11 protein-coding genes are annotated in these 17,429 nt (G+C 72.6%); 5 read left to right on the forward strand and 6 right to left on the reverse strand.

All coding sequences use genetic code 11. The features are described 5' to 3' along the window. The first annotated feature begins 6 nt into the window (after positions 1-6). The gene (gene hrpA, locus ABT158_RS29995) at positions 7-3,879 is read left to right on the forward strand and encodes an ATP-dependent RNA helicase HrpA (RefSeq protein ID WP_352359021.1); all 3,873 of its coding nucleotides are present in this window, start codon (positions 7-9) and stop codon (positions 3,877-3,879) included. 34 nt (positions 3,880-3,913) lie between these two features. Continuing rightward, positions 3,914-4,576: an HAD family hydrolase gene (locus ABT158_RS30000; RefSeq protein ID WP_352359023.1), complete on the forward strand. Its 663-nt coding sequence runs from the start codon at positions 3,914-3,916 to the stop codon at positions 4,574-4,576. A gap of 78 nt (positions 4,577-4,654) precedes the next feature. Here the strand turns inward: ABT158_RS30000 and ABT158_RS30005 are convergent, their stop codons facing one another. The 4 genes from ABT158_RS30005 to ABT158_RS30020 form a co-directional block, all read right to left on the reverse strand. Further along, a complete protein-coding gene (locus ABT158_RS30005; RefSeq protein WP_352359025.1) occupies positions 4,655-4,981 on the reverse strand; it encodes a DUF5709 domain-containing protein in 327 nt (108 codons plus the stop codon). Positions 4,982-5,063: 82 nt separating this feature from the next. After that, positions 5,064-6,644 carry a gamma-glutamyltransferase family protein gene (locus ABT158_RS30010; RefSeq protein ID WP_352359027.1) on the reverse strand — a complete coding sequence of 527 codons (1,581 nt, stop codon included), beginning with the start codon at positions 6,642-6,644 and terminating at the stop codon, positions 5,064-5,066. A gap of 9 nt (positions 6,645-6,653) precedes the next feature. After that, positions 6,654-7,934 carry an MFS transporter gene (locus tag ABT158_RS30015; protein ID WP_352359029.1) on the reverse strand — a complete coding sequence of 427 codons (1,281 nt, stop codon included), beginning with the start codon at positions 7,932-7,934 and terminating at the stop codon, positions 6,654-6,656. A gap of 119 nt (positions 7,935-8,053) precedes the next feature. Beyond that, positions 8,054-9,787: an ABC transporter ATP-binding protein gene (locus ABT158_RS30020; RefSeq protein WP_352359031.1), complete on the reverse strand. Its 1,734-nt coding sequence runs from the start codon at positions 9,785-9,787 to the stop codon at positions 8,054-8,056. 71 nt (positions 9,788-9,858) lie between these two features. Here ABT158_RS30020 and ABT158_RS30025 point away from each other — a divergent pair, with 71 nt between their 5' ends. After that, positions 9,859-10,278, forward strand: a complete 420-nt coding sequence (locus tag ABT158_RS30025) for a MarR family winged helix-turn-helix transcriptional regulator (protein ID WP_352321555.1) — start codon at positions 9,859-9,861, stop codon at positions 10,276-10,278. Here the strand turns inward: ABT158_RS30025 and ABT158_RS30030 are convergent. Both ABT158_RS30030 and ABT158_RS30035 read right to left on the reverse strand, forming a co-directional pair. Next, the gene (locus ABT158_RS30030) at positions 10,238-11,263 is read right to left on the reverse strand and encodes an amidohydrolase family protein (protein WP_352359033.1); all 1,026 of its coding nucleotides are present in this window, start codon (positions 11,261-11,263) and stop codon (positions 10,238-10,240) included. The two genes, ABT158_RS30025 and ABT158_RS30030, sit on opposite strands and share 41 nt — an antisense overlap. A gap of 189 nt (positions 11,264-11,452) precedes the next feature. Beyond that, positions 11,453-12,607, reverse strand: coding sequence for a PucR family transcriptional regulator (locus ABT158_RS30035; RefSeq protein ID WP_352359035.1), 1,155 nt, complete (start codon positions 12,605-12,607; stop codon positions 11,453-11,455). Positions 12,608-12,717: 110 nt separating this feature from the next. Between ABT158_RS30035 and ABT158_RS30040 the strand changes: the two genes are divergently transcribed. Both ABT158_RS30040 and ABT158_RS30045 read left to right on the forward strand, forming a co-directional pair. Then, positions 12,718-14,829, forward strand: a complete 2,112-nt coding sequence (locus tag ABT158_RS30040; protein ID WP_352359037.1) for a M6 family metalloprotease domain-containing protein — start codon at positions 12,718-12,720, stop codon at positions 14,827-14,829. A 71-nt stretch (positions 14,830-14,900) separates the two neighbouring features. Beyond that, complete coding sequence (locus ABT158_RS30045) at positions 14,901-17,423, forward strand: ATP-binding protein (RefSeq protein WP_352359039.1); 2,523 nt, start codon at positions 14,901-14,903, stop codon at positions 17,421-17,423. The last annotated feature ends 6 nt before the right edge of the window (positions 17,424-17,429 follow it).

The following is a 17,429-nucleotide window of genomic DNA, read 5'->3' on the forward strand; positions in this document are numbered from 1 at the left end:
AGCAGTATGGGAACGCCTTCGTTGTCCTCTCCGCTCGCCGACCTCCAGTCCCGCCTGCCCGAGCTCATGCCGCGCGACCAGCGGCGGCTGCGGCGCAGGCTCGACGGCATGCGCCGGGTCCGCTCCCGCGACGCCCGGGACAAGATCGTCACCGAGATCCTCGCCGACGTCGAGCGCGCCGAGCAGCGGCTGGCGCGCCGCCGCGAGGCCGTGCCGCAGGTCCGCTACCCGGAGAACCTGCCGGTCGCCCAGCGCAAGGACGACATCCTGGCCGCCATCCGCGACCACCAGGTCGTGATCATCGCGGGCGAGACGGGCTCCGGCAAGACCACCCAGATCCCCAAGATCTGCCTTGAGCTCGGGCGCGGCGTGCGCGGGCTGATCGGCCACACCCAGCCGCGCCGCATCGCCGCCCGTACCGTCGCCGAGCGCGTCGCCGAGGAGCTCGGCACCGAGCTCGGCGAGGTCGTCGGATACAAGGTGCGCTTCACCGACCAGGCGAGCGACCGCACGCTGGTCAAGCTGATGACCGACGGCATCCTGCTGGCCGAGCTGCAGAACGACCGCATGCTCGACCAGTACGACACCCTGATCATCGACGAGGCCCACGAGCGCAGCCTCAACATCGACTTCATCCTCGGCTACCTCAAACAGCTCCTCCCGCAGCGCCCCGACCTCAAGGTCGTCATCACCAGCGCCACCATCGACCCCGAGCGCTTCTCCCGCCACTTCGGCGACGCGCCGATCATCGAGGTCTCCGGCCGCACCTACCCGGTCGAGGTCCGCTACCGCCCGCTGGCGGAGGACGACGACCAGACCGGCGGCATCGTCGACGCCTGCCGCGAGCTGGTCACCGAGGGGCCCGGCGACATCCTGGTCTTCCTGTCCGGCGAGCGGGAGATCCGCGACGCCGCCGACGCCCTGTCCAAGGCCGACTTCCGCAACACCGAGATCCTGCCGCTCTACGCCCGCCTGAGCGCCGCCGAGCAGCACCGCGTCTTCCAGCGCCACACCGGCCGCCGGATCGTGCTGGCCACCAACGTGGCCGAGACCTCGCTGACCGTGCCCGGCATCAAATACGTGGTCGATCCGGGCTTCGCCCGCATCTCCCGCTACAGCCACCGCACCAAGGTGCAGCGCCTGCCCATCGAGCCCATCTCGCAGGCCAGCGCCAACCAGCGCAAGGGCCGCTCGGGCCGCACCTCCGACGGCATCTGCATCCGGCTCTACGAGGAGGAGGACTTCCTCTCCCGGCCGGAGTTCACCGACCCGGAGATCCTGCGCACCAACCTGGCCTCGGTCATCCTGCAGATGACCTCGATCGGGCTGGGCGACATCGAGGCGTTCCCGTTCGTCGAGCCGCCCGACCGCCGGCAGGTCAAGGACGGCGTCAACCTGCTCCACGAGCTGGGCGCGTTCGACGCCCAGGGCAAGCTCACCGGAATCGGCCGCAAGCTGGCGACCCTGCCGGTCGACCCGCGCCTCGGCCGCATGGTGCTGGAGGCCGAGAAGAACGGCTGCCTGCGCGAGGTCATGGTGATCGCCGCCGCCCTGTCCATCCAGGACCCGCGCGAGCGGCCGTCCGACAAGCAGCAGCAGGCCGACGAGAAGCACCGCCGCTTCGCCGACCCCGAGTCCGACTTCCTGACCTACCTCAACCTGTGGAACTACCTGCGCGACAAGCAGAAGGAGCTGTCCTCCGGCGCGTTCCGGCGGCTGTGCAAGGCCGAGTTCCTCAACTACCTGCGGGTCCGCGAGTGGCAGGACATCTACAGCCAGGTCCGCCAGGCGCTCGGCGCCCAGCCCGGCAGCGTGTCCGCCGACCCCTACCAGGTGCACGTGTCGCTGCTGGTCGGGCTGCTGTCGCACATCGGCGTCAAAGACGTCATGGACAAGCAGCGCGCCGCCGACGGGCGGCGGCCGATGCAGGAGTACATCGGCGCGCGCAACGCCCGCTTCGCGATCTTCCCCGGCTCGGCCCTGGCCAAGAAGCAGCCGCAGTGGGTGATGTCGGCCGAGCTGGTCGAGACCTCGCGGCTGTGGGCCCGGGTCAACGCCAAGATCGAGCCCGACTGGGTCGAGCCGCTCGCCCAGCACCTGGTCAAGCGCACCTACTCCGAGCCCCACTGGGAGAAGAACCAGGGCGCGGTGATCGCCCTGGAGAAGGTCACCCTGTACGGCGTGCCGCTCGTGGTCGGCCGCAAGGTCAACTACGGCCGCATCGACCCCGACCTGTCGCGCGAGCTGTTCATCCGGCACGCCCTGGTCGAGGGCGACTGGGACACCCACCACCGCTTCCTCAAGGACAACCGCCGGCTGCTCGAAGAGGTCGAGGAGCTGGAGAACCGGGCCCGCCGCCGCGACATCATGGTCGACGAGGAGGTCCTGTACGACTTCTACGACCAGCGCGTCCCGGCCGACGTCGTCTCGGCCAGGCACTTCGACTCCTGGTGGAAGAAGGCCGGGCAGGAGCAGCCGGAGCTGCTCACGTTCTCGCCGGAGATGCTGGTCAACGAGGGCGCCGACATCAGCGCCCGCGACTATCCCGACACCTGGAAGCAGCTCGGTCAGCGGATGAAGCTGACCTACCAGTTCGAGCCGGGCGCCAACGCCGACGGCGTCACCGTCCACGTGCCGTTGCAGGTGCTCAACCAGGTCAACTCCGACGGCTTCGACTGGCAGATCCCGGGCCTGCGCGAAGACCTGATCACCGCGCTGATCCGGTCGCTGCCCAAACACCTGCGCCGCAACTTCGTGCCCGCCCCCAACTACGCCAGGCAGGTGCTGGCCGGGGTCAGGCAGGGCGGCGAGCCGCTGCTGGAGGCCGTGGAGCGCGAGCTGCTGCGGCTCACCGGCGTCCGGGTGCCGCGCGAGGCCTGGCAGCTCGACCAGGTGCCCGACCACCTGCGCATCACCTACCGGGTGATCGACGAGCGCAAGCGCACGGTGGCCGAGGAAAAAGACCTCGACGCGCTCAAGCGCCGGCTCGCGCCGCGCCTGCGCAAGACCCTGTCGGAGGCCGGCGACGACCTGGAGCGCACGGGCCTGCGCACCTGGAGCTTCGGCACCCTGCCCAAGGTGTTCGAGCAGGGCCGGATGAAGGGCTATCCGGCGCTCGTCGACGCGGGCGAGTCGGTGTCCGTCAAGATCTTCGAGACGGCCGCCGAGCAGCGCCGCGCCCACTGGCCAGGCACCCGCCGGCTGCTTCTGCTCAACGTCACCAACCCGGCCAGGTCGCTGCTGGGCGGGCTGTCCAACCAGGCCAAGCTGGCGCTGTCGCGCAGCCCCCATGGCGGCGCCGTGGCGCTGTTCGACGACGTCGTCAACGCGGCCGTCGACAAGCTGATGCTCGACCTCGGCGGCCCGGCCTGGGACCCGGCCGGTTTCGACCGCCTCCACCAGCACGTCCGGGCCGAGCTGCACGACACGGCGGCCGACGTGCTGGCCAAGGTCGAGCAGATCCTGAGCGTCTGGCACGCCGTGGGCACCCGCCTCGACGGCCTGCGCGCGAGCGCCTCGACCGACGACGTGCGCGAGCAGCTCGGCAAGCTCGTCTTCAAGGGCTTCGTCACCGCCACCGGCACCCGCCGCCTGCCCGACGTCCTGCGTTACCTGCGGGCCATCGAGCGGCGTCTCACCAAGCTCCCGGAGGAGCCCTGGCGGGACGAGGAGTGGATGGACCGCGTGCACAAGATCGAGGACGACTACCACGACCTGCTGGCGAGCCTCCACCTGGCCCGACGGGGCGACCCCGACGTGACGGAGATCCGCTGGATGATCGAGGAGCTGCGGGTCAGCTTCTTCGCCCAGACCCTCGGCACCCCCACGCCGGTGTCGGAGAAGCGCATCGCCAAGGCGATGGAGAAGCTGCGGCCCTGAGTTCGGGGCGGCACACGGACGTACAGGGGGAGTGATGGTGAAGCCCGTCAAGGCGGTCGTGCTCGACGTCGGCGAGACGCTGATCGACGAGACGCGCATCTGGTCGCGCTGGGCCGACCGGCTGGGGGTGAGCAGGTTCGTGCTCATGGGCGCGCTCGGCGGCATGGCGGCGCTCGACCGTTCCCACCGCGAGGCGTTCGAGCTCGTCCGGCCCGGTCTCGACGTCCAGGCGGAGATCGCCGCCTGGGAGCGCGACGACCCGGCCGGGCTGCGCAACCACTTCGACGCCGACGACCTCTACCCCGACGTGCGGGAGGCCCTGGCGGCGCTGCGCGCGGCCGGGTTCCAGGTGATCATCGCCGGCAACCAGCCCAGCCGGGCCTTCGACGCCCTGGTGGCGATGGAGCTGCCGGTCGATTCGGTGCACACCTCCGAGGGCTGGGGGTTGTCCAAGCCCGCCCCCGAGTTCTTCGCCAAGGTGGCCTCGGTGGCCGGTCGCGAGCCCGGCGAGATCCTCTACGTCGGCGACCGGCTGGACAACGACGTGCTGCCCGCCGCCCGTGCGGGCATGCGCACGGCGTTGCTGCGCCGCGGCCCCTGGGGCTTCCTGCACGCCGAGCGGCCGCAGGCGAAGGCCGCCGACATGATCGTCGACGACCTGCACGCCCTGCTGCCCGCCCTGCGCCGCCTCACTTGAGGCCCACGAAGGCTGTGCGGGTCACCTGAGGCCCGCGCGGACCGGGCGGGCCGGTGAGCCGCGCGCGGGCCCTGCGGGTCAGGTGAGGTCCTCGTCGGGGTCGATGCGAAGGGCGCGCTCCTCGGCCGACAAATCCTCCCGGTCCGCGTCCCAGTCCACGCCGATGGCCTCGTCCTCGGTGTCGGGGTGGGCGCCCTCGTCGGGCTCGGTCAGGCGGTGCTCCTCGCGCGGGGCGCGGCGCGGGCGGTCGGGCAACTCCTGGCGCAGCCGTTCGTCGAGCGTGGCCTCGTGCTGGGGGTCGTCCTCTTTGACCTCGTGGTGCAGGCCGAGGTCGTCGGTCCACTCCCTGACCTCGATGTCCTGCTCGTCGGCCATGCCGAATCGGTCCGGAGGTAGTTCGCTCATACTGCGCCCTCTACCCACCGTACGGACCGGAATCCTACGACTTGGCCCGGCTTAGGGCCTCCGGTAGCTCATCCTTGTCCATCTAGCGGCCGATCGCGGCGCCGACCAGGGAGCGCGGGTCGGCGGCGCCGGCCAGCATGCCGTCCGGGCGCACGTCGATGAGGTGGGCGTGGCCGAAGGAGCCGCCGTACGGCAGCGTGCGGACCGGGTGGCCGAGCGCGGTCAGGCCGTCGGCCCAGGTCGTGCCCTCCTCCAGGTCGAGCACGGCGTCGTCGGGGGCGTCCCAGGTGTCGAAGCCGTTGCCGTTGCCGCTGCCCAGCCGCCAGCGCGGCGCGGCGAGCGCCTGGCCGGGCTCCTCGCCGTGGCGCAGCAGGCGGGTGATGACCTGGGCCAGGATCTGCGGCTGGGCGTCGCCGCCCATCGTGCCCACGACCGTGCGCAGCCCGCCGCCGGGACGGGTGATCAGCGCGGGGGCCAGGGTGTGTGGCGGACGGCGGCCGGGGCCGTACTCGGCCGGGTGGCCGGGACGCAGCGAGAAACCGATGCCGCGGTTGTGGAGGTTGATCCCGGTACGCGGCTCGAAGAGCATGCCGCCGAACCCGGACGCGTTCGACTGGATCAGCGACACCCCCATGCCGTCGCCGTCGACCGCGCACAGGTACGTCGTGTCACCGTCGGCGGACGGGGCCCGCAGGCGGCTGCGCCTGACCGGGTCGACCAGGGCCCGGCGGCGGGCGATCTCGCCGGGGTCGAGCAGGTCTTTGGCGTCTTCGTGCAGCAGGTCGAGCCGGTCGTGCCCGGCGGCCCTGGCGGCCTCGGCCAGCAGGTGGGCCCAGGCCGGATGGCGGGGCGAGCCGGGCAGGTCGAGCCCGTCGAGGACGGCCAGGGACATCAGCAGCAGGTAACCCTGGGAGTTGGGCGGCATCGACCAGACGTCGTGGCCGAAGGCGCGCACCCGCAGCGGCTCGACCCAGTCGGCGCCGGGGGCGGCCAGGTCGGCGGCGGTGTACTCGCCCGCGCCGAGCTCGATCAGGCCCTGCCCGAACTCGCCGAGGTAGAAGCCGTCGCGGCCGCCGTCGGCCACCGCCTGGAGCGCGCGGGCCACGCCGGGGCGGGTGACGCGGTCGCCGGCCCGGCGCACGAGGGCGAAGTCGCCGCCACCCGGACGCGAGGCTGCCGTGCGGGCGCCGGGGACCAGCAGCGGGGACGCGGGGAAGCCGTCGCGGGCCAGCGCGATCGCGGGCCGCAGCAGCTCGGCCATGGGCAGCCGGCCGTGCCTGGCGTGCAGGGCGAGCCACCCGTCGACGCAGCCGGGCACCGGCACGGACCTGACGTCGTGCAGGTGCGGCATGCGGGTGTGCCCCTCGGCGCGCAGCCGATCGGGGTCGGCGCCCGACCCGGCGCGGCCGGAGGCGTTGAGCGCGGTGACCGTGCCGCCGACCGTGCCGCCGACCGTGCCGCCGACCGTGCCGTCGTGGACGAGCGCGAACAGGTCTCCGCCGAGCCCGCACATGTGCGGCGCGACCACGGCGAGCACGGCGTTGGCCGCGATCGCCGCGTCGGCCGCCGAACCGCCGCGGTCCAGCGCGCCCACCCCGGCGGCCGAGGCCAGGTGGTCGACGCTGCAGACCATGCCGTTCGGGGCGTATCTGGTGTTGTGCACGTGAAGAGACTAAGCCCGTTCCGGGGCCAGCCGGTTCTCCAGGCGATTCTCCAGGCGCGGACGGAAGGCCGCCTGGCGGACGGTCCGGCCGGACAGGCGGGCCAGCGCGAGCGCCGCGAGCAGCGTCGCGGCCACGCACGACACGCCGCCGATGCCCAGCGACAGGCGCGGCCCGAACGCGTCGCTCAGCCAGCCGAGCAGCGGCCCGCCGATCGCACCCGCGCCCGCGCTCACCATGCCCAGCGCGGCGATGACCCGCCCGCGCATCTCGTCGGGGCTGTCGAGCTGCGCCCGCGCCGAGACCGTGGTGTCGATGAGCACCGCGCCCGCCGCGATCGGCAGCATCATCGCGGCGAACGTCCCCAGGGCGGGCATCAGGCCGCTCAGCGTCTGCGCGACCCCCGTCAGGAACGCGGTGATCAGCAGCAGCCGGATCGTCAGGTGCGGCCGGGCGGCGGCCAGGAAGCCGCCCACGACTGTGCCGGCGGCGAACACGCTGGACAGCAGGCCGTACCCGGCGGCGCCGGCCGCCAGCGGGCCGGCGCTCATGGCGGCCATGGTGACCTGGTAGTTGCGGCCGAGGCTGCCCAGCACGAGCGAGAGCGCCAGGACCACGAGCAGCCACGGGGTGCGCAGCACGTACCGCAGGCCGGCGGCGACCGCGCCGGGCTGCCGCTCGGAGCCGGCGAGCCGGTGGAACTCCGCGCGCCGCATGAGCGCGACGGCCGCGATCACGACGAAGAAGGTGGCCGCGTTGAGCAGGAAGAGCCCGCCGTTGCCGGTCAACGGCAGCAGCACGCCGGCCAGGCTCATGCCGAGGATGCGTCCTGAGGAGTTCAGGATCGAGCCGAGCGCCATGGCATTGGGCAGGTCGGCCGGTGGCACCACCTCGGCCCCGAACCGTCCGAGCGCGGGCCCGCCGAGCGCGGAGACCACGCCGCCCGCCAGCGCGACCGCGTAGATCGGCACGACGGAGTCGGCGCCGGAGAAGGCGATCAGCGCCAGGACGGCGGCCAGCGCGGCCTGCGCGAGCTGCGCGGCGACGACGACGGGCCGGGTCGGCAGCCGGTCGGCCAGCGCGCCGCCCCACATGCCCAGCAGCAGCGTCGGCAGGGCCTGCATCACCAGGCTGAGCCCCACGCTGGTGGCCGACCCCGTCATGGTGAGGATGAGCCAGTTCACCCCCAGGACCTGCATCCAGGTGCCGGTGACGGAGACGATGTCGGCTCCCGCCCAGAGCCGGTAGTTGTGGTGGCGCAGGGCGCGGAAGGTGGAGGAGCGCGGTGGCAAGACTGGTCCTAGCCTCGGTACGGGGAAACGCGGGGGTCAACGCGCGGCACGATCGCGACGATTCCGATTTGCCCGAAATGTGAGGTAAGACACGGTTAAAAGAGGTTTAGCGTGAAAAATTAGACCAGTTCGAGGGGGCGGTCCCGGTCCACCAGGGCCGCGTAGTGACCGCCGAGCGCCATCAGCTCGTCGTGGGTGCCGCGCTCGACGACCTTGCCGTGGTCGAGCACGACGATCTGGTCCGCGTCGCGGACGGTCGACAGGCGGTGGGCGATCGTGATCGTCGTACGCCCCCGCGCCAGCGTGTCCAGAGCTTCCTGGACGGCTCGCTCGGTCTGGGTGTCGAGGGCGCTGGTGGCCTCGTCCAGGATCAGCACCGGCGGATTGCGCAGCAGCGTGCGGGCGATGGCCAGGCGCTGCTTCTCGCCGCCGGAGAACCGGTAGCCGCGCTCGCCCACCATCGTGTCGTAGCCGTCGGGCAGCGAGGCGATGTGGTCGTGGATGCGCGCGGCCCGCGCCGCCGCCTCCAGCTCCTCGTCGGTGGCCGCCGGACGGGCGAAGCGCAGGTTGTCCGCGATCGAGGCGTGGAACAGGTACGTCTCCTGCGAGACCACCCCGACGACCTCGCTCAGCGTCTCGAACGTCAGGTCGCGCACGTCCACGCCGTCGATGGTGACCCGGCCGCCGGTCACGTCGTACAGGCGGGGGAGCAGGTAGCTGAGGGTGGTCTTGCCCGAGCCGGTCTCGCCCACGACGGCCAGCGTCGTGCCCGCGGGGACGGTGACGTCGACGGCGTGCAGGGTGCGCTCGTCCTCGTAGGCGAAGTCGACCTGTTCGAAGCGCACCTCGCCGCGTACCCCGTCGAGGGTGCGGCTGCCGGGGTGGATGTCCACCGACAGGTCGAGGTACTCGAAGATGCGGCCGAACAGCGCCAGCGAGCTCTGCACCTCGACGCCCAGCCGCAGCAGCGACACCGTCGGCCGGAACAGGCTCGACTGCAGCGTGGTGAAGGCCACGAGGGTGCCGACGGAGATCATGCCGGTGTAGCCGACGGCCCAGTAGATCAGCGCGGGCATCACGGCCATGATGATCTGGATCGACGACTGCCGCCAGCGTCCGGCCATGCTCGTCCGTACGCCGAGCTCGGCCAGCTCGTCGGAGGCGCGGCCGAAGCGGTCGGTCAGCTCGGCGGAGCGGCCCATCGTCCGGCCCAGCAGGACGCCGCTGATCGACAGCGACTCCTGGACCATCGAGGAGATCACGGCGAGCTTGCGCTGCCGTTCGTTGGTGATGCGCTTGCGCTCGGCGCCGACCTTCCTGCTGATCCACACGAACACCGGCAGCAGCAGCAGCGAGATCACCGTCAGCCGCCAGTCGAGGGCGAGCATGGCCACGATCGTGGCGATCACGGTGGTGAGGTTGGAGATGATCGAGGTCGCGGTCGAGGTGACGACCGACTGCATGCCGCCGATGTCGTTGGCGATGCGCGACTGCACCTCGCCCGTCCTGGTGCGGGTGAAGAACGCCAGCGACATGCGCTGGAGGTGGGCGTAGACCGAGATGCGCAGGTCGTGCATCACCCGCTGGCCCACGGTGGTGGAGATGAGCGTCTGCAGCACGTCGAACACGCTCGTGGTGACCGCGACCGCGATCATGCCGAGCGCCAGCAGCGTGAGCAGCAGCGCGTCGCGGGACGGGATCGCCACGTCCAGCACCTCGCGCAGCAGGAACGGCGAGGCCAGCCCGACCAGGGACGACAGCAGGATGAACGCGCCCACCAGGATCAGCCGGCCGCGATAGGGGGTGAAGAGTCCGATGATGCGCCGCAGCGGCGCGCGTGGTTCGTCGGCCAATATGGGGCCTCCTTTCGGATGTCCACTCAAACAGAGGTTAACTCATAATTGTTCCGGCTAAAATCGTCTATATGGGAGAGAAGGAGCTCGCGGAGCTCTTGCACCTGGTCAGCAGGCGTCTGCGGCACGGATACGTGCATCGGCTGGTGCCGCTCGGGCTCAATCCGGGGCAGGCGCGGGCGTTGCGCGTGCTCGGCGAGGCCGGCCGGCCGCTGCGGATGGTGCAACTGGCCGACGAGCTGCGGATCGTGCCGCGCTCGCTGACGCCCGTCGTGGACGCGCTGGAGGAGGCCGGGCTGGTGCGCAGGGAGGTCGATCCGGCCAACCGCCGCTCGACGCTCGTCGTGATCACCGACGCGGGCCGGGCCATGGCTGAACGGGCCAGGGACGCGCGCAGGGAGGCCGGTGAGGGCCTGTTCGCGGTGCTCTCCCAGGAGCAGCGCGACCAGCTCAGGGATCTGCTCGGCGCGGTGGACGGCCAGTTCCGGTGACCGCGCCGCCGACGACCGTGGCCAGGCAGGGCGGGCGGGCCAGAAGGGCCGAGTACGGGTAGCGTCCCCGGGCGTCGAAGACGGCGAAGTCGGCCCGGCTGCCCGGCCCGAGGGAGCCGATCCGGCCCGGCCCGGCGTCCAGGCCCAGTGCCCGCGCACCGCCCAGCGTCGCGGCCTCGACCAGGCGGCGGTCCAGCCCCCGTACCCGCAGCCCGAGCTCCCGGGCCCGCCGCCGGACGCCGGCCGCGAGCCCGAGCAGGTCGCCCGGCCCGGCGCCGGCCGGGTCGGGGCTGTCCGGAGCATGGTCGTCCAGGGCGTGGCTGCCCAGGGCGAGGCGGTTGCCCTCCTCCAGCAGGGCCAGCACGTCGGCGGCCTGCTCCTGCCCCGGCGGGCAGATCGCGACCACGCTCCGGCGCAGGCGCAGCAGCTTGCGCTCGCCGGGGTCGAGCGGCCGGGCGCAGGCCACGTGGCAGTGGGGGCCGAGCGCGCCGGCCTCGTCCAGGGCCATGGGCGAGTGCCGGTCCAGCCCGGCCAGCAGCCGCAGGCCGAACGTCCTGGCCAGCACGGCGACGTCCTCCAGCACGTGCGGGTCGCGGGTCCGGGCCGCGATGCCGACCGGGCACGGCCGGTCCACCTCGCGCAGCGCGGTGATCAGCGCGTCCCGGTCGTGGTCCTCCCACTCCTGCTCGCCCGCGCTGGACGCCTCGACGTACGAGACGCCGGGAACGCCCGCGAGATCGGCGGGGTCGGCCACCACGGCGGCCCGCGTGGTGACGCCGGGGCCCGGGGCCGTCGGCGCGCAGCAGGCGTCCACCAGCCCGGCCACGATCATGCCCGGCCAGCGGACCTCCTCCGCGACGCGGAAGCGGGACAGCAGCTCGGCCCGCGAGCCCACCTGGAGCACCCGGCCGCCCCTGATCACCACCGTCCCGTCGCGCACGGGCTCGGCGCAGATCGGCAGCACCAGCGGAGCGGAATGGGCCACGACGGGCGAGGGCGCACGCCTGCCCGGAAACGGCCCCAACGCCGCCCCCCGGCCCGACCCCGAAACCCGCCCCGAATCCGGGCCCGGAGCCCGTCCTGGAACCCGCGCAGCACGCTTCGCACCCGCCATCGGCGCTCCCGTCGGATTTGCCCTTTTGGCATTAAACGCGAGCGGCGGCGGCGAAGGCAATCAGTCGCCGCGGGCGTCCCGGGGCTGGTAGCGGCCGGACAGCCGGGCCAGTTTCAGGCCGAGGTGCAGGGCCAGCCGCTCGCCGCCGTCCTTGAGGTCCGTGCGCGCCAGCTCCTCCACCCGTTGCAGCCGGTAGTACAGCGAGGTGCGGTGCAGCCGCAGCGCCCGGGACGTCGCCACCGCGCTGCCCGCCAGGTCCAGGTACGTCTCCAGCGTCTCCAGCAGCGGCAGGTACTGCTCGTCGGCCAGCAGCCCGTCGAGCCCGGGATGCACCTCCTGGTCGGCGAGCTGGGTGAGCGTCCGGTAGACGCCGAGCCGGGCCCACTCGGCCGACCGTCCGAGCCCTGGCACCCGCGCGGTCACCTCCGCCGCGTGCCGGGCCTCCGCGTACGACCCGGCCGCCTGCGCGAGTTCGAGCCGGGTGCGCCCGACCCCCACCACCACGGGCACCGGCATGGCCGCGTGCAGCTCGTCGGGCGGGACCGGCGGCCCGGCGGTGAGCAGCACGGCGTGGTCGTAGCGCACCAGGTGCAGCGGGTGGTGGCCGCTCAGCCGCCGGCGCAGCGCCAGCAGCCCCTGTTCGAGCGCCAGGCGCAGCCCCTCGTCGGGCTCGGCCGAGCGGGGCCGCGCCACCAGCACGGTCACCGGCTGGCCCTGCGGGAACGCGCCGGCCTCGATGAGCTGCCTGGCCGCGTCCCGCTCGCCGCGCAGCAGCCCGGTGACCGCCTCCAGCTCCCGGTGGGAGGCCAGCCCGGTCGCCAGGCTCTCGTGGAACAGCGCCAGCGCCAGCCCGGGGACGGCCGCCGCGGCCTCGGCCACCTTCTCCTCGGACATGGCCGGCTCGGCGTCGATGAACCACAGGAAGCCGAGCAGGCCGTCGGCGTGCCGCAACGGGACGCACACGCGCGGCAGCAGGCCCAGGTGCGGCGCGCCGGCCGTGCGCAGGGGGGCCTGCGCCTCGTGCACGCCGGCCGCCCGCAGCCACTCGCGCACCTCGGGGGTGGTGTGCCGGCGCAGGATGGAGTCGCGGCGGATGTCGTCCATGGCGCCGTTCTGCTCGCTGTAGGCGATCACGCGCTGCACGCGGTCCTCCAGCAGGAGGGGACGCCCGAGGCGCATGGCGAGGTCGTCCACGATCCGCTGGAGATCCGCCACTGCTCCACCTAGGTCACGCTGGACATTTCGACAAATGTCGGAAGGGTTGCTACCCGTCTTCCCTACAGCTGATCGGTGATCTCCGTCAATAACGTCTATACCGTCAATCCGTGAATGCCCCGAAGAAGCTGCTGAAGGGCTTGCTGGCGGCCATCGTGCTGTTCCCGGTGAGCCTGATGGCGACCCCTGCTTCCGCAGCGCCCCCCACCGTCGATCCCGAGTACCCCTGGCGGCAGAACCACTGGCCGCAGACCCAGCCCTGGCAGCAGGACGCATCGGCCGACGCCCAGACGTTGCGCGCCCGTCCTCCCGGCGGCCTCACGCCTCTCGACCCGCAGAACTGGGAGAACCCCGACCACATGACGTGGGCGGACTACAAGAAGCCTCCGGGCACGAACTGGAACGACCCGGCCGTCAAGGGCTCCAAGCGCACCTTCAAGGGCGCGCTGGTGCTGCTCGACTACCCCAACCAGGCGTTCGTCGTCACCCAGCCGAAGGGCTCGACGATCTACGCCAACCCGAGCGCCGAGGCCCATGACGTCCCCCGCGACCAGGTGGCCAAGTTCTACCAGGACTTCCTCAACACCCCGAACGACCTCAACAAGGGTCACACCATCCACGAGTACTGGATGGAGGACTCCGGCGGCCGGTACGGCGTCGAGCTGACCGGGTTCGGCCCGTACACGATGCCGGGCAAGGACCACGAGTACGCGCTGGAGCCCGGCTTCAACGGCACCTCGGGCTGCCCGGCGGGCGACACCTGCAACAAGAACCTGCGCACCGACGGCCACAACGCCTGGATCAACGCCGTCGGCGAAGAGGTCGCCAAGCAGTACGACTTCGTCTTCTACCTCAGCGCCGGCCAGGACGAGTCGTCCACCTGGCAGGAGTTCGGGATGATGAAGTTCCCGACCAAGGAGGACGTGCCCGACGAGTGGGGCCCGCCCGACCCGGCCCTGCCCAACTGGCTGAAGACGCGCTACGTCGAGTGGTCCTCGTGGCAGGCGGCCTCCAACTTCTGGCCCAACGCCAACATCGGCGTCGACTCCGTGCAGGCCGAGAGCTCCGGCATGGCGGTCTACGCCCACGAGTTCAGCCACATCCTCGGCGTGCTGGACAACTACAACAACCCGTACGGGGTGCCGCCGGTCCGGGCGTACACCGGCGTCTGGGAGATGCTCAGCCGCGGCAGCTTCAACGGCCCCGGCGGGCCGCACTCCCGCTGGCTGATCCCGCCCACGGCGGGCGCGTCCATGGGCGCCCAGCACATGCTGCGCAACAAGCTCAAGCTCGGCATGGTGGACGAGCAGAACGTCCTGCGCCTGTCGCGTGAGGCGCTCGACGAGTCCGGCCTGGTCACGGCCAAGATCCTGGCCCGCGCCGTGCGCCCGGGGCAGGACGACCTGTCGGGCGTCAACATCTCCTTCGACGCCCCCGGCGACAAGAGCACCTGCTCGGCGACCGACCCGCTGTGCGACCGCGGCGGTTACCAGAACTACACGGTCGAGGTCGTGGACCGGATGGGCTCCGACTCCTTCACCCCCGACTCCGGCGTGCTCCTGGCCAAGACCAAGAACGAGGACCGGGCGCCGTTCGAGTGGGTGATCGACGCCAACCCGCAGGACATCGGCATGACCGACTACGTGATGCCCGACGGGACCAAGGTGCCGATCACCGTCGGCGACTACCGCCAGCTCTCCGACGCCCTCTTCCACGCCGGGACCGACTCCGGCAGCGAGTACGAGTACGTGGACCAGGCCAACCGCCTGCACTTCTACGTCACCGACCTCAAGCGCAACCGGAACGGCGAGCTGTCCTACACCGTCGCCATCCGGTCGCTGGACGGCGCGGGCCCGCAGAAGCGCGGCGTGCGGGTGCTGCCCGCGGCCGGCGTCCCTACCGGCAAGAACGTCTCCACCTGCACGTTCCCGGTGTTCAACACCGGCAAGGCGGCCCCCGCCCAGGGGCAGCACCCCGAGGACGTCAGCGCCTACCTCAACTCCGACGTCTACCGGGTCAAGGCCGAGGTGCAGGGCAAGGGCTGGACCGCCCAGGTGCCCAACGCCCTGGCCTCCGTCGCCTTCGGCAAGCAGGCGCCGGTGACGGTCAACGCGGTGCGCGCGCCCGGCGGCGACCGTCTGGCCCGCGTCAAGCTCACCGCCGTCTCGGAGAGCGACCCGACCAAGACCGCCACGGCCACCTGCCACGTGATCGGCCTGTAGCGGAACGATGGGGTACGGCTGGCGCTCGCCGTGCCCCATCGGCTTGAATCACCCCCGGAAGGGGGTGTTCGGTGCCGGGAAACTTACCGGACAAACCGCGACGTAAGCGGGTCACCTGGGCAGCGCCCGTCTCGGCGGGCCTCGCGGCCGGCGCCGCCAGTGTGCTGGCCGCCTCGCTGGAGTGGGACATCCCGCCGACGGCCAAGATCGGCGTGACGCTCGCGGCGGCGCTGCTCGTCGGCGTGACCACGTGGGCCACCACCGAGGCCACGCCCCGGCGGCGCACCGCGCCCGCGCCCGAGCCCGGCGTGCGGCCGCCCGACCAGTGGCCGCCCGTGCCCGAGCACTTCACCGGGCGCGCCGACTCCCTCGCCACCCTGCGCGAGGTCTTCGCCGCCCGCCGCAAGTCCTCCGACCTGTCCCCGCCCCTGGTCGTCTCCGTGTACGGCCGCGGCGGCGTCGGCAAGTCGGCGCTGATGACCAGGTTCGGGCAGGAGGTCGCCGACTGGTTCCCCGACGGGCGGCTGCACGCCGACCTGCGCGGCGGCGTCGACGCCCCGGTACGCCCCGAGGAGGTGCTGATCGGCTTCCTGCGCGGCCTGGGCGTGCGCCTGGCCACCGACCCCGGCGGCCTCGACGAGCTGCGCACCCTCTGGCTGACCTGGACCAAGGGCCGCAAGATCCTCATCGGCCTGGACAACGCCCACGACGCCGCCCAGGTCAAACCGCTGATCCCGGCCGAGCCGGGCTGCGCGGTGCTGGTCACCTCGCGCTCCCCGCTGTTCCTGGACGGCACCCACGACACCCGGCTCGGCGTGCTCACCGAGGCGCAAGGCGTCGAGCTGCTGGCCCGGCTGGCCGGCGGCGCGCGGGTCGTGGACGACCTGGAGTCGGCAAAGGAGATCGTCCGGCTCTGCGACCACCTGCCGCTGGCGATCAACATCTGCGGCGGCCGGCTGGCCACCCGCGAGCAGTGGACCCTGCGCGAGATGGCCGGGCGGCTGACCGACGAGCGCCGCCGTCTCGACCAGCTGGAGGTGGCCCAGGGCGTGGACAAGAGCGTGCGGGCCTCGGTGCAGCTCAGCTACGACGACTGCACCGGCATCCAGCGCCGCCTGCTGCGCCTGCTCAGCGCGCTGCCCGCGCCCGACGTGCCCGGCTGGGTGGCCGGCGAGCTGCTCGACATCTCCGGCCTCGACGGCGCCGACCAGCTCGAAGCGCTGATCGACGCCCAGCTCGCCGAGTGCTCAGGCACCGACCAGACCGGCGCGATGCGCTACCGCCTGCACGACCTGGTCCGGGTGTTCGCCGCCGAGCTGGCCGGCCAGGACGAGGAGGAACGCCGCAGGGCCGCCGTCGAGCGCGTCCTGCACGGATACCGCCGCCGGGCCGAGGAAGCGGCCCAGAACCGCTGGCCGCAGGACTGGAGCAAGGGCGGCCGGCGTGCCGACGCCGAGGGCCAGCTCGGGGCGGGCGACTGGCTCAACGCCGAGCGGCTGTCGCTGCTCGCCATGATCAACCTGGCCGCGCAGCTCCGGCTCTGGGAGCTGACCTGGGGGCTGAGCAGGGCGTTCTGCTCGTTGTGCCACTCGCTGCGGGCCTACTGGGCCGACTGGGCGGACGTCGCCGACATCGGCTGCGAGGCGGGCCGGCGTACCGGTGACCGGCGCGCGCTGGCCATCGCGCTGCTGAACAGCGCGATCGTGCGCGGCGGCATGGGCCTGCGCGAGCGCGCTCTGCACGAGGCCGAGCAGGCGCTGGAGATCTTCGGCGACCTCGGCGAGACCTGGTGGGCGGCCCGGGCCAGGCGCACGGTCGGCATGACCCTGATCAGCGGCGGGCACCTCGACCGCGCCCAGGACTACCTGATCGGGGCGATCACCGCGTTCAAACACGAGGACGACCTGTGGTGGATGGCCCGCACCCAGCGCAACCTGGCCGAGATGCGCATGGCGGAACGCCGTCCCGAGGAGGCCCGCGACCTGCTCGAAGACGCCCTGGAGATCTTCCAGCGGGCGGGCAACCGCTACTCCGAGGCCCAGACCCTGCGCGTCTACGGCGAGGTGCTGGCCGCCCAGGCGCGCGGCGAGCGCCGGGCCGGCGACCACCGGGCCTCCGACGCCCTGTTCGTCCGGGCCGGGTTCAGTCTCGACCGGGCGACCGAGATGTTCCGGCAGCGCGGCGAGCTGTGGGAGGAGGCCCGCTGCCTGCGCGCCGCGGGCGAGGTGGGCGATCCGGCGGGCGGACTGCGCGAGCTGGAGTACGTCCGGCGGGCCGAGGAGATCCTGGTGGCGCTCGGCGACTCGTGGGGGGTGGCGCGCACCGCGGTGTCGGCCGGGCGCGCGCTGGCCCGGCTGGGCCGGATCGAGGAGTCCGAGCACGAGCTGCGCCGCGCCGTACGCGGGTTCCAGGAGCTGGAGGACCGCTGGTGGATGGCCAGGAGCCTGCGCTACCTCGGCGAGGCGCACCTCGACGCGGGCGGGCCGGACGCGGCGGTCGGGCCGCTGGAGCAGGCCAGGGAGATCTACCGCAGCCTGGGGAACGAGGCGGGCATGCGCCGCACCCTGGAGCTCCTGCGGCAGGCCCGGCCCTGACCGCCC

The sequence above is a fragment of the Nonomuraea sp. NPDC001636 genome, from assembly GCF_040298265.1.
GTDB lineage: Bacteria > Actinomycetota > Actinomycetes > Streptosporangiales > Streptosporangiaceae > Nonomuraea.